Genomic DNA, 13,330 nt, shown 5'->3' with positions numbered 1-13,330 from the left:
GTAGTGCCAGTTCAAGTGAGTGAAGAATGCCCGGGCTGGAGAGTCTCCAGAACGGCCGACAGACGCCGCATCACAGTCTTCACCTTGAGCTCAAGCGTTGTGTCGAGGCTGCCGCGGTCAAGGGCGCTTTCCAGTTCGATGCACGCCTGGGCCAGGCTGAGGGCCTGAACAGCACCCAGGGCGCCGGCGATCGAATGCAGCAATTGGCCGAGGTTGCGGGTATCACGCTGTGCCAGAGCCACACCGATGCGCTGTATGTCCTGCTGCACGCTGCTGATGAACAGCGGGCGCATCTTGTCCGACAGTTGCACGCTGTCGTCGAATACCGACGCGGCAGGCTCAACCGGGGGCTGGACCTTGCACAGCTTGATCAACTGGCCACGCAGGGTTTGCAGGCTCAAGGGCTTGACGATCCAGGCGTTCATGCCCACCGCCAGGCAGCGCACGCCTTCCTCGCGCATCGCATTGGCGGTCACGCCGATAATCGGCAACTGAGGGTCATGTTCGCGCAGGATTCTGGCCAGCTCGTACCCATTCATCAACGGCATATTCACGTCGGTCAGTACCAGGTCGAAAGCCTGGGGTTGCCACAATTGCAACGCCTGCTCGCCGTTGGCGGCCAGGCTCACTGAGCAACCGAGTGCCTCCAGCTGCTCCTTGATGATCGCCTGGTTGACCGGGTTGTCCTCGGCCACCAGGATGCGCAGCCCCAACCGCCCCGCGCTTTGTGGTCGGGTCGGCGTCGGCTGCTCATGCTTGCCATGCTGCGCGAGTGACACGGTGGCGGCGAGGGCGCGTACGTCGTGCAGATCCACCACCCAGCCTTGCGCCGTGTGCAGCGGCGGGCTGTGCGCACCCGGCAGGCACAGCACGCGCTGGCCGACCCATGGCCTGGCGGGCTCCCTGGGCAACAGGTCCACCAGCACTGCATGGTGGTTGTCTTTGTCTTGGGCGGTCGCCGCCAGGGCGGCGGTAATGCCCAGGCGGTTGAGCCAGTCACTCATCGCCTGCGCCAGTTCGCGTACCGGTGCCTGTACGTATACCGGGGTCGGGCTGGGTTCGATCAGCGGCAGGTTGGTGAGTGTGCCGCCACACAGCGGCAGGCGCATTTTCAACGTAAAGCTGCTGCCCAGCCCAGGCTCGCTGACCACACGGATCTCGCCGTCCATCATCTGCGCCAGCCACCGGCAGATCGGTAGGCCAAGCCCGGCGCCACCTTCGCTGGCGGTGTCCGGCGCCTGGTAGAACACATCGAAGAGCTTGGCCTGCTGCGCCTCGGGGATGCCTACGCCCGAGTCGGTGACTTGCCATTGCAGGTCGACATGATTGGCGTCGCGCCCCGTCACCCTGGCACGAATCACCACGCGCCCGAAATCGGTGAATTTGATCGCGTTGCTGACCAGGTTATTGAGAATCTGGCGGATGCGCATCGGGTCGCCCATCACGCAGTCCGGCAACTGCGGGTCAATGCAGCTGTAGAGCTGCAGCCCCTTGCGCTGGGCGAAAGCGGCGTAGGTGTGCAGGGTGTCTTCGAGCATGTCCAGCGGGCAGAACTCCACAGCTTCTATCGCCATTTGCCCGGACTCGATCTTCGAGACATCCAGCACATCGCTGATCAGTTGGAACAGCGTGGCGGACGAGCGCTGGATGGTGTGAAGGTAGGCCTTCTGGTGTGGGTCAAGATTCGTCAGACCGAGTAATTCGAGGGTGCCAAGCACGCCATAGAGCGGCGTACGGATTTCATGGCTCATCGTTGCCAGGAACAACGTCTTGGCCTCGCTGGCCGCATCGGCGGCGTGACGCGCTTCTTCCAGGGACTGGGCATCTTCGATATGCCGGGTAATATCGTTGAAAGCGTACAGGCGCACGTTTTCAGCCTGATAGCGGGTTGACACAAAGCCGATCTGCAGGTGCCGGCCCTCGATCTCCAGATGCGTTTCTCCGCTCTCAGCCATGTCGTGCTTACCGGCCATGGCCGCCACCAAACGTGCGGTACCCGGCCATTGCTGGGCCCGCTGGTTTTCGATCAACACCTTGCCATCGCTGCGTCGCACCACGCATAACCCGGTGGGGGCGGTGTCGATGATCACGCGGCTGAATGCCACGCTTTCGGCAATGCGTTCGTGGGCCAGTTGCGCCGGCGTAATCACCTGGCGTCGATACCAGCGACTGCCGGCCCAACCCAGGGTGATCAGGCTGAACAGCAGCAACGCCAAGGTGCTCAACGGCCACAATGCGGAGTGAAAGAAGTGCGAGTAGTTCAGGCCATAGACCGCGCTCCAGGGCTGGTCGCCGGCCTGGGTGATCTTGAATTCAATGCCGTTGGCCGTGAAATGCACACCGTCGCTGAGCTGCGCCTGGATGGTAGGCCCGATCAACCGGCTGCCGTCAGGGCCAATCAGGGTGAAGCGATCAAACGCCGAGTGATTCAATGCGCGCTGTACATCGTCGACCTGCGACACATCGAGCAGGGTGCCGATCACTGCCTGGCCCTGTGAGTCGAGTGGCAGGCCGATGTAGGCCAGCAAATATTCGGGTTCGGGTCCGGCCTGCCAATACACCCGATTCTGCTCAAGCGGCTGCGGTGTCTGTGCGAGGATTTGCTGCACAGCGTTGACTCGCGCCACGGGGTTGTCGGTATCCTCGGGGCTTTCCCGGTGCTGATAGCCCACGGACGGAACAGTGATGGTGTAGTTCGCCTGACGATTGAGCAGAAAGGTTTGCGGCGCCTCGTACGGCGACGAGGACCAGAAGGCGCTGTAGTAACTGGTCAGGTGCGCGCCCAGGGCAAAAATCGGCGGTCTGGCGGCGGCGCCGATCTGCTGTTCATCGAACTTGATGCTGAACGGTACCGAAAACGAATACTTCTGGCCTTCGTACAACGTGCGGCGGTTGTCGACCATGCGGCTCTTGAGGCTGATCTGCACGTGGGTGGCGTGCAGCAGTTCGGCCTGGATGCCGGGATGCGTCAGGCTCTTGAGGTAGGTTTGCTGATCTGAGAGATTTTCCATCAGTCGCGCAAAGTGAAAGCGCATGGCGCCGTACCGGATTTCGACGCCCCTTTGCAGAGACCAGTAATTGGTCAGTACCAGTAGCAAAGCAATTCCCATCAGGACCATCAAGCCCTTGTTCAGGCGCAATGAGCTGCGGGTAAAGGCTTCGAGGATCGCGTTGTTGTGCTTCATCAGGGGGTCCGCAGGCGCAGGAAAAATCGGCACTGGATGCTGCTTACTCCTTTAAAGGGCAAGTAATCCGGGCCGCCAGCTAGTGAGATGTCGCGGGGCCATCATTGTTCAGTAGTTGCTGAAATTGGTCTGAAGACACCGCATGGGAGATCAGGAAGCCCTGCACCTGATTGCAGTCGATTTTGCGCAGCAGCGCCAATTGCTGAGGGGTTTCCACGCCCTCGGCGACCACCGTCAGGCCCAACTTGCGGCCCAGCGCGATAATGCTCGCCAACGCCTGGGCGATGCCTTCGTTGTCGTGGCTGCCCTGCACCAGTGCCTGGTCGATCTTCAATTCGGTAAACGGCGTGGACACCAGGTTGAGGTAGGAGCTGTAGCCCTTGCCGAAATCATCCTGGGACAAACCGAATCCCTTGATCCGCAATCGACAGGCGCCGGCGTAGAAGTTGCTGATGTCTTGCGGCACCGAGCATTCCATCAGCTCAAAGCAGATCATTGCGGGGATGCCGTTGTGGTGCAGCACGAACTCCAACAAGCGGTCGGCCAGGTCATGGCTGTTGAGCAGGTGTGTGGGCAGGTTGATCGACACCGGGATTTCATAGCCACGCTGGCGCCAGTGTTCCTGGGCGTGGATCGCCTGCTTGAGCACCAGCCACAACAGGCGTTCCTCCAGTTCGAATGCCTTGATCGCCGGCAGGAACGCGGCGGGCAGCATCACGCCTTGCTCGGGGTGCATCCAGCGCACCAAGGCTTCGGCGGCTACGATACGGCCGTTGGCAAGGGATTTCTTCGGCTGGAACCAGGCCTGGAACTGGCCACCGCTCATGGCCTGTACCAGCGTTTGACGGTCGATGTCCATGTGCTCGAGCAATTCCGGAGAGGGCTTGTGCACCTTGTTCCTGAGTTGATCGACCAGTGTGCGCAAGGCCTCGGCGGTCACTGGTTTGGAGATCAGCCCGATCACTTCGACATCGAGGTTTTTTGCAACCAGGCTGGCCGCCATCAGCATGCGCCGTGACGCCGCGCTCATGATCGCCAGCGCCGGCTTGCAGCGTAGGCTGGCCAGGCACTGGATAAATTGCACGCCGTCCATGCCGGGCATCAGCAGGTCGGTCAGCACCAGGTCGAAGTCCCGCTGGCGCAGACGCTCCAGCGCCTGGTTGCCATCCTCGGCGGTTTCGAGCAGGAAATCTCCCAACTCGCTGAGCAGGTTCTGCAGGTAGATATGCTGCAGGGGATGGTCCTCGACAATCAGAATACTAAGGGGCTTCATGGGGGATCCGTGCATAAGGCGCCAGGGAGTTGAATAGAGCCCGCAACGCAAAAGGTTTGACCAGGCAATGGTTCATGCCGGCGGCCAGGCACAGGTCGGCCTCGCCGCGCATGGCGTTGGCGGTGGCCCCGATAATCGGCAACGGGCAGCCCTGTCGACGCAGTTCACGCGCCAGTTCATAGCCGTTGATATGGGGCATGTTCACATCCGTCAACACCACATCGAAGTTGCCGGCGCTGTACAGCTGCAACGCTTCTTGACCGTCGGCCGCCAGTTCCACGGTGCAGCCGAGTTCTTCGAGTTGGTCACGCAAAATCAGCTGGTTGATGATGTTGTCCTCGGCCACCAGCAGATGCAGGTTGAGTTTGTTCAGGTCCCGCTGGTGCGTTTGCTCATCGGCGCGGGCCACCCATAGCCCTTGCGCCTGGCTCACGGCCTGATGAATGGCTCCCAGGTGGTTGAGGTTGACGTGCCAGGCGCCAGCGTCGGCTTCTACGCATGGGCAGGCATTGCTGCTCACGTGAATCACCGGCCCTGGCCACTCGGGCACCAGTAACGGGTCAACGCTGCCGGGGTGCACTTGCAGCAGCAGGTGCTTGTCCGCCAACGTCGGCAAGCCCGCCTGGGCCCTGGCGCCCCAACGGCGCAACCAGCCGGCGATCGCGTTTGCCAGTTCCGGGATCGGCGAGGCCACGTAAATGGTCTCGGCCAGCAACGGTGTCATCGGTGCAACAGATGCTTCCTCCAACGGCAGGATCAGGCTGAAACTGCTACCCAGGCCGAGTTCGCTGACCATGCGGATATTGCCGTTCATCAACTCCGTCAGACGCTGGCAAATCGGCAGGCCCAGGCCGGTGCCGGCAACCACATTGGTATTGCCCTCACTCTGGTAAAACGGCTCGAAGATCATCGCCTGGTCTTCCTGGGCGATACCTTTGCCGGTGTCTGAAACTTGCCACAACAGGCTGGAGCGTTCGCCGTCGCGGCCCAGCACTTTGACCCGCAGCACCACGCGCCCATAGTCGGTGAATTTCACCGCGTTGTTGAGCAGGTTATTGAGAATCTGGCGGATGCGCGTCACGTCACCGATCAGCCGTTCCGGCAACTTGGGATCGAAGCAGGCGTACAGCTGCAGGCCCTTGGCGTGGGCGGCCGCGGCGTAGCCCTGGATGATTTCATGCACCAGGTCCAGCGGCGAGAACTCGCTCATCTCCAGTGCCAGCTGCCCGGCTTCGATCTTCGATACATCCAGCACATCGCAGATCAGTTGCAGCAAGGTCGACGATGAGCCTTCGATCGCCTGCAGATAGTCCTTTTGTTGCGCATCCAGTTGCGTGCGCGCCAACAGTTCCAGAGTGCCGAGCACGCCATACAGCGGTGTACGGATTTCATGACTCATGGTCGCCAGAAACAGGGTTTTCGCGGCATTAGCTGCGTCCGCCGATTGCCGCGCCTCTTCCAGCGCCGCCTCGACCTGCTTGCGCGCACTGATATCACTGAATGCGCAAAACAGGACGTCTTCGCCTTTGTAGCGGGTCGGTGCACTGCTCAGGTATAGGTGACGGCCGTCGATGGTTTCAAAGTAGTCACTGCGCTCGGAAGGGGCGTTGGCAAAGGCTTGCTCGATCCAGCCGGCGCGCAGCGCCTCGCGCTCCGGCCCATTACCCAGCCATTGCTGGGCCAGGGTGTTTTCCAGTACCACCTGGCCGTCGGTACGGCGCAGCACGCAGAGGGCCACGGGGGCGGTCTGGATCACATCGCGGCCGAAGGCTTCGCTTTCGATCAACGCCTGGATGCGATGGATAGACGGAAGGATGAAACGCTGATCGACGCGGCGCATCACCAACCAGATCAGCGTCAGGCTGAACAGGCAGAACAGCAGCGAACCGAGCAGCTGTTTCCACAAACCGGTGACCACCGCACGCAGGTCGATGGAGTACATCAACTGCCATTCAGAGGACTTCAGGTGTTTGCGAATCACCAGGTGGTCGGGCAGCCAGCCGTTGCCGACAAAACCGAAAAAACTGTCTTCGCCGGGCCTCAGGTGTTGCTGGCTCAACTGTGTATCGGTGCTGTTGGTGAACACCAGCATGCCCTGGGAATTGAGCATCATGAACTCGCCGGCGCTCTGGTCGCTGAGTGTCGAGGAGACTTCACGGCTATCCATCTCCAGGCCGAGCCAGCCGGAGTCGCGATCACGCTCGTCCAGGCGGATGAAGATATACAGGTGCGAGTGCTGTTCAGTCCTGTCGCTCAGCCAGAGTTCGTTGAGCGTGGCCGGGTCGGTGTGTTGCAGGGCCTTGAGGCGGTTGAGCATGCACTTGGAAATCGGCAATACCTGCGAGGTCGCATCGAACAGCCGCGTCACGTGCGGGTTGGAGCCGGTGTTGACGTAGAGCAGGTTGAGCTGTTTGGCCTTGAGGTAGTCGCGCATGCGCGCGGTCAGCCAGATGCTCCATTGACTGCCTGGCGTGTCCCCCAGCTCCAGGTGTTGTTCTTCCGCCGAAGAGGGATAGACCCTGGTCTGCTTGCGCACTGCCGACAGGCTCAGGCTTTCGAGCAAGGCTTGGCGATTGGTGAAAAACGTATGGGCTTCGGCTATAGCGCTGCTCATATAGCCGCGGCGCTGGGAAATGTCGTTGTTGAAGGTTGACAGCAGAAAGGTATAGACCCCGCCCAGGATGCCCACCAGCAGCACGCTCGCAAAAATACGAAGCAGCCTTCTGGCTGCTTCGGGTCGGGAAAGGACGGGGTTGATCTGGAGCAGATAACTTTTCAATCGCATCGGCAAACTTTATGTCTGGGCCTTTGCCGGTGGCATAAGACGATCCTTAAAAATCACCTACTTGTAGTACATATCCACCACCACGGCAGCGTCGAACGCACCTGGAATCGGCAAGGTGCGCCATTTGAGGTCGGCGCGGAATTCATCGTGGCTCTGGCCCAGGCCCATCAGTTCCTGCAGCGTGAACCAGTTGTTGAAGGGCAGTTGCTGCTGGCTCTCGGCGCGAGACAGCGAGATGCCGACTGAGCTGTTGTTGTCCGGCACCAGCAGGCCATTGTTCACACTGCCGCCGCCCGGCGTGGTGGCGAAGCGTGCGCTGACGGTATAGGGCGTGTCGCAGCCCTTGCGCAGGTTCAGGCTGAAGTTCGCGCTGCTGGCGACTTCACCGATCGAGGCCTTGCGCGAGGGTGTGGGGAAGTTGACCACGCTGGGGCTGATGGTCAGTTCCGGAGTGCAAGGTACGAAGCGGATATCGTTCATGCCGGTGACCACATAATTGAAGTTGCTGTTGGGTCGTGAGTTGAGCCCGCGCACGCCATCCAGTTGGAACACGCGGTAAGAGGTCAAGGTGCTGGCCTGGCCACTCGGTGGGGTGGGGTCGTACTTCTCGATGAATACGCTGAAATTGAGCGTAAAGCGCGCCTTGTCCCAACCCACGCAATTGGACAAATTGCAGCCTCGGTCGGAGAAGAAACCGGTGCCCACCTTGCCGGTGCTTTGGGTAATCGGCTGGTTGTTGTAGCGAATGCCCACGCGGATCCCGGTGCCGATGCTCACGTTGGCCGGGTTGACGTAGAAATACACTTCCTCACGGCCGTGGAGGTAGTCGTCCTTGCAGATCACGTTGGTCGAGCGAGGGCCGGACTCCCAAATGATAGTGCCGTTGGGTGCGTCGGCGGCGACTGCCAGCGCCGTGCCCAGCGCTTCCTGGGTGATGATCGAGTTGGTGCCGTCCTCGCGGCAGGCCAGTGCGTGGCTGGTGGCGGGCAAGACCGCGCAGACCCATATCAGTAGGGGTAAACAGCGTTTGGTCAGTGACATTGGTATAAATACCCCGTGATTTATCAGTTGAGCGCCGTGCGATGACGGGCTTGCAAACCGATATCGGTGATTTCGGTGAAGTGGAGGGTGGCGCCCTTGGGCACAGCGTCGAGCGCGGTCAGGGTTTTGCGTTCATGGGGCTTGAGCAGCAGGTAATCGCTGAGCGTCTGGCTGTCGGTTCGCAGGTTGACCAGTGACAAGTGAAAGGCGCTGGGGTTGTTGACGGTTACCGTGCGCCCGTCGCTGCTCCATACCAATTGCTGCACCGCCTCGGCCGAGCCGCCCTGGAGTGCGGGGGGCCGATAGAACAGCTTGAGCCGCTGGCGGATCGCGAATTGCACGCTGTTGGGGTCTTCGGGCTTGAGCGGGATCTCCATGATATTGAGCCAGAACAGCGATTCGCGATCGCTGGGCAAGCCTTCACCGGCATACAGGATGCGCAGCTTGTGATGCTCCCCGGCGCCCAGCTGTACCAATGGCTCGGTGGCGGCAAAGGGCACGGTACGGTCGGTGGATTCGTCCTCGCCTGTGATCCAGGTTTGCACCACGACTTCCTGCGAGGCCTGGTTGACCACGCTGATACCGGCGGCTTTGTCCTGGCCGAAGTAGATCAGGCGCGTGCCTTCGATCTTCAGCGCCGCATTGGCAGGTGGGGACGCAAGCACCAGCAGCCCGCAGGCCACCAGTACCATTCTGAGTAGAAACATGAACACGGCAATTCCATGGTCGGGTAAGGGAACGCAGCTCATGGTAGGTGGCGAGTGGCGCGAAGGCTTTGAGGCGATTCTTAAAAGTACGGTGTGCCCCGGATTGCCGTTTCAGAATCGCCTTAAAGTCAGCGTTCACCCCTGACGGTTACTTTGCTCAGCGTTGAATGATCGACGCGGATGCCCAACTGTCAGGTTTACCCTATGTCCAATAAAGCGTTACGCCTTCTGATTGCCGATGCAGAGCTTTTGCAACGGATCAAGATCGAGAAAATGCTCAACCAGCTGGGCTATCACCGCATCGCGCCGTTGAGTTCGTTCGACGAGTTGCAGGCACTGACACGCTCGGGCGTTGTGGCGTTTGACCTGCTGATCATCAACACTGCGCTAGTGCACTCACGGCAGGTCAACCTGCTCAAGTACTGCCATGACAACCCGTTGATCCGCCATACGCTGATCTATGACGGGCAATGTGCGCAGCGCTCTGTGGTGTCGGTCTCGGTTAGCCAGACCCTGCACCTGTCGTTGTCACAATCGCCCGACTTCAACTCCCTGCGTCGCTGCATGGAAATTGTCGATCCGGCGCACAGTTCCCCGACCGTTGAGCGCCCGATACTGCGCACCGTGGACGGCCGGTCGCCCCAGCCTTCGATGAGCCCGCGGGCGGTCTACCAGGGCGACCCGACTGTGGTGGCATGTGCCGTGGGGTTGTTTCCCAAGCGCTGATCGTATCGCGCAGCATCAGTCACGCCAGACGGGCTGATCAGCAAGGCCCAGTGCCCAATAAGGTTGCCGTGGCCGCAGGCACACACCGCCGACCCAACGCTCATGGCTGGCGTGGTCCAGCCAGCAGGCATTGCCATCCAGCACCTGCTGCGCCAGTGGCGTCAGCGCCAATACGCGGCGCGGCCACTCCACGTCCGTTTCGGACTCGATCAGCAGCGGCGCCGCCCCATCAATCAATGGGCGCAGCAGCGCATGGAACATCATGTCGCCCAGGAAAGGCAGTGGCTCGCGCTTGGCCATCAACTCGGCAAACACCCGGCCGAAAGGCACAGGCCCGGCCTCGGCGATATACCTCAGGGACAAACGTTCAGTCAGCGACAAACCGTCCTCGATACCCGGCAACTCCTGTAACTGGCGTCGTAACGCCGGTGCCAGAAAAGGCAGGGCAGGGTAATTGCCATGGGCCAGTTCCGCGAGCTTGAGCGGTGAGCTGTCGCAATAAGCCGACCAGGCCCGTTTGGCCAATTGCACTGCGTTGTCGTCGATCAAGCGCCGCTGCGGCCAGAGCCAGGCCAGCACATCGGGGGCCAATTGGCCTATGCCGATAAATCGCTCGACCCCGGGAATGCGGTCTGCCTCAATCAGCTCCAGCTTGCGCGGCGCCCGCTCCAGGCCGGCCAGGGCGCGCACCAGAAACAGTTGGTCGTAGGCGTCCGCCTCGCACCACAGCACACTGTGATCGGCGTTGGCCAAGGTTTGTAGTTGGTCGTATTCATCGTTGACGCGATGCGCGACTTCAGTGGAGTCAAGGGCAAAGGCCTGACTGATAAAGGTACTGCGCATCGCGCGGAACGCTTGGCTGGGCAGTTCACGCACTGGCCCCATGCACAACGGGTCCGTGAGCATCCGGAACTGGCCCTTGAACCCGGCCAGTTGCAGGCTGTGGGCAATATCGTTGCCACACCGCCAATGGGTGGTGCGCGATTCATCGCTGGCCTCGAAACCAGGGTGGCGGGCGGCAAAGTCGAGGGCGTCGACATGGGCCTTGAGCTTGGGCCAACTGGCGAAGCCCAGCTGTTTGGCAAGCTGCCACTGAGCCTGGGACAAGGTTGCGCTGGGGTCTTGGCTTTTCAGGCGCGACAACAGTTCCTTGGCGCGCTTGCGCTGCTGCTCAAGGTTAAGGCGGCCGTCGGTGTTTGAGGCGAAAGGGCGTTGCGACATACGAGCTCCTTGTTCGAACCTTTTCCGCTTTAAGGTTGGGAGTCGTAGAAATGAGGTAGAGCTGTGATGTCCTGGGCGCAGCCCTTTCCGCGGAAGGTGGCGTGGAGAGCGCCAGGCCGCAAATATAGGCAGCGCGACGCACGATTGCAAATCAACCTTGCCCATCACCCTTGCGATCGATCCAATGGGTCTTGATGCCCTTGGCCCAGGCCACTGTATAAAAACAGCTGAGCAAGACGATGCCCCACTGCTCGGCATTGATCGACGACCAGAACCAGAACGGCTGGCCGGCCATGCCAAACAGGCAGGCGTAGCGGCGTACCTTCAAGCGTTTGCTCTGGCTGAACCAGATAGCGACGACGCCGAGGGCGGCGATCATGATTTGCGCGATCAAAGCCAGACTCCTTTGCTGGGGGCACTTGATCCAAAGGTGGGAAGGGTGTGTTCCCACCTTTAAACCGCACTGTTATTTGTCTTTGCGCGCATCCATGGTCTTTTGATGCTCGGCCAGGAACGGCTGTTCTGCAGGATCAAAACGATCGATCCCGGCCGTAAAGCGATGCCAGTAGGGGTACAGCGGCTGGCGACGGGTGACCGCCTCGATGCGTGACGATTGTGCTTCGGTCAGCTTCAGCTCAGTGGCGGCGAGGTTGTCGCGCAGGTGCTCTTCGGTACGCGCTCCGACGATCAGCGAGGTGATCCCTGGACGATCCTTGAGCCAGGCCAGGCAGGTACGGGCGACCGATACGCCATGCTCATCCCCGACGGCGGCGAGGGTCTCGATAATGTCCAGGGCACGCTCCTGGTCATGCACATAGGGTTCCGGCCAGCCGCTGCCCTGGCGGGTATTGAGTGGCGGCTTGTGCCCGCGGCGGGTCGTGCCGGTCAGCAGGCCTTCTCCCATCGGGCCCCATACCAAAGTACCGACGTGCTGGTCCAGGGCCAACGGCAGCAATTCGTACTCGGCTTCACGGGATTCCGGGGTGTAGTAGATCTGCTGGGTGATGGGCTTGAGCATGCCGTGCAGCTCGGCCTTGCCCAGGGTTTTCATCATCTGCCAGGCCGTGAAGTTGCTGGTGCCGAAGTAGCGGATCTTGCCCGAACCGACCAACAGGCGCAGGGCTTCGAGAGTCTCTTCGATCGGCGTCATGCCGTCCCAGTTATGCAGTTGGTAAAGGTCGATATGGTCGGTGCCCAAGCGCTTCAAGCTGGCTTCGCAGGCGCGGATCAGGTGATAGCGCGATGAGCCGGAATTGTTAGGGTTGCTGTCCACCGGGCTGCGGCCCTTGGTAGCCAGCAGGATATCGTTGCGCTTGTCACCCAGGGCCTTGCCGACCACCTCTTCGGCCAGGCCGTGGGAGTAGAGGTCAGCGGTATCGACCATATTTACCCCGGCATCGAACGCGATATCGAACATACGCTTGGCCAGGGGCACGTCCACCGCGCCGCATTTTTCGAACTCCGCACGACCGCCAAAGGGCACGGTGCCCAGGATGATTTCCGATACCAGCAGGCCGGAATGACCCAGTTGTCGGTATTGCATGTCGCCTCCTACTTAACGTTGCACGTGAAGGTGTGAACGATAGGGAGGACGATAGTTTGAATTTTTTTCATGAAATTGCGACGCCGGCGCCGAGAATTTCGGACAGGTGATTGTTTCGCCCAATGAAATGCTGGATTGTAAATCCTGGTCATTCCGCCGACTGAGGCGGCAGTGGAATATGCCTGGCGTCGATACCCATTCTTTTGGAGCCTTTCATGACCCAGCCTGCGATCAAACTTTATGGTTTTCCATTGTCCGGCCACTCCCATCGGGTCGAGCTGATGTTGTCCCTGCTGGGCTTGCCCAATGAATTTATCCTGGTGGACCTCAAGCAAGGTGCGCATAAAACGCCCGAATTCATTGCTAATCTCAACTGCTTCGGCCAGGTACCGGTGATCGATGATGGCGGTACTGTCTTGGCCGACTCCAATGCGATTTTGGTCTACCTTGCCAGTACCTATGGCAAAGGGCATTGGTTGCCAAGCGAGCCCATCGGGCAAGCGCGGGTCCAACGCTGGCTGTCGGCCGCCGCCGGTCAACTCCATGCGGGGCCCGCCACGGCGCGCTTGGCCACAGTGTTTGGCGCCGAGGTGGACACTGTCAGCGCAATCAACCGAGCCTATGCCCTGCTGAACGTGATGGAGCAGCAGCTGGGCGAGAGCCGTTTTCTGGCTGGTGATCAGCCAAGCATTGCCGATATTGCGTTCTATACCTACGTGGCCCATGCGCCGGAAGGCAACGTGTCGCTGGCCGACTACCCTGAGGTGCGTGCCTGGCTTGCCAGCATCGAAGCCTTGCCAGGGTTTGTCGCTATGCCGCGCACGGCGGTGGGGCTGCAATCACAGTAAC

The 13,330-nt window shown here is 60.6% G+C and carries 10 protein-coding genes; 2 read left to right on the top strand and 8 right to left on the bottom strand.

The annotated features are described in order from the left end of the window. Window positions 1–11: 11 nt before the first annotated feature. The 5 genes from ASD70_RS13305 to ASD70_RS13285 form a co-directional block, all read right to left on the bottom strand. On the bottom strand, window positions 12–3,185 hold the full coding sequence (locus tag ASD70_RS13305) for a hybrid sensor histidine kinase/response regulator (RefSeq protein WP_046072506.1): 3,174 nt from the start codon (window positions 3,183–3,185) through the stop codon (window positions 12–14). Between the two features lie 79 nt (window positions 3,186–3,264). After that, window positions 3,265–4,458, bottom strand: a complete 1,194-nt coding sequence (locus ASD70_RS13300; RefSeq protein WP_056846681.1) for an EAL domain-containing response regulator — start codon at window positions 4,456–4,458, stop codon at window positions 3,265–3,267. After that, window positions 4,445–7,243 carry an ATP-binding protein gene (locus ASD70_RS13295; RefSeq protein ID WP_056846680.1) on the bottom strand — a complete coding sequence of 933 codons (2,799 nt, stop codon included), beginning with the start codon at window positions 7,241–7,243 and terminating at the stop codon, window positions 4,445–4,447. Before ASD70_RS13295 ends, ASD70_RS13300 begins: the two co-directional genes overlap by 14 nt. Before the next feature lie 57 nt (window positions 7,244–7,300). Then, a complete protein-coding gene (locus ASD70_RS13290; RefSeq protein ID WP_236708704.1) occupies window positions 7,301–8,233 on the bottom strand; it encodes a fimbrial protein in 933 nt (310 codons plus the stop codon). A gap of 74 nt (window positions 8,234–8,307) precedes the next feature. After that, window positions 8,308–8,997 carry a fimbrial biogenesis chaperone gene (locus tag ASD70_RS13285; protein WP_082561435.1) on the bottom strand — a complete coding sequence of 230 codons (690 nt, stop codon included), beginning with the start codon at window positions 8,995–8,997 and terminating at the stop codon, window positions 8,308–8,310. Between the two features lie 198 nt (window positions 8,998–9,195). Here ASD70_RS13285 and ASD70_RS13280 point away from each other — a divergent pair, with 198 nt between their 5' ends. Further along, complete coding sequence (locus tag ASD70_RS13280) at window positions 9,196–9,717, top strand: hypothetical protein (RefSeq protein WP_056846678.1); 522 nt, start codon at window positions 9,196–9,198, stop codon at window positions 9,715–9,717. A 15-nt stretch (window positions 9,718–9,732) separates the two neighbouring features. On the opposite strand, the gene ASD70_RS13275 is transcribed toward ASD70_RS13280, so the two are convergent. The 3 genes from ASD70_RS13275 to ASD70_RS13265 all read right to left on the bottom strand — a co-directional run bounded on the left by ASD70_RS13275 (window position 9,733) and on the right by ASD70_RS13265 (window position 12,481). Then, window positions 9,733–10,938: a DUF1835 domain-containing protein gene (locus ASD70_RS13275; RefSeq protein ID WP_056846677.1), complete on the bottom strand. Its 1,206-nt coding sequence runs from the start codon at window positions 10,936–10,938 to the stop codon at window positions 9,733–9,735. A gap of 151 nt (window positions 10,939–11,089) precedes the next feature. Continuing rightward, window positions 11,090–11,332 (bottom strand): hypothetical protein, encoded by a 243-nt coding sequence (locus ASD70_RS13270; protein ID WP_052501140.1) that lies wholly within the window; start codon window positions 11,330–11,332, stop codon window positions 11,090–11,092. 72 nt (window positions 11,333–11,404) lie between these two features. Beyond that, the gene (locus ASD70_RS13265; protein ID WP_056846676.1) at window positions 11,405–12,481 is read right to left on the bottom strand and encodes an aldo/keto reductase; all 1,077 of its coding nucleotides are present in this window, start codon (window positions 12,479–12,481) and stop codon (window positions 11,405–11,407) included. A 215-nt stretch (window positions 12,482–12,696) separates the two neighbouring features. Here ASD70_RS13265 and ASD70_RS13260 point away from each other — a divergent pair, with 215 nt between their 5' ends. Then, window positions 12,697–13,329 carry a glutathione S-transferase family protein gene (locus tag ASD70_RS13260; RefSeq protein WP_056846675.1) on the top strand — a complete coding sequence of 211 codons (633 nt, stop codon included), beginning with the start codon at window positions 12,697–12,699 and terminating at the stop codon, window positions 13,327–13,329. Window position 13,330 lies beyond the last annotated feature (1 nt).

Source organism: Pseudomonas sp. Root569 (genome assembly GCF_001427465.1).
GTDB classification, from domain to species: domain Bacteria; phylum Pseudomonadota; class Gammaproteobacteria; order Pseudomonadales; family Pseudomonadaceae; genus Aquipseudomonas; species Aquipseudomonas synxantha.
This window is presented reverse-complemented; position numbering and strand designations above follow the sequence as displayed.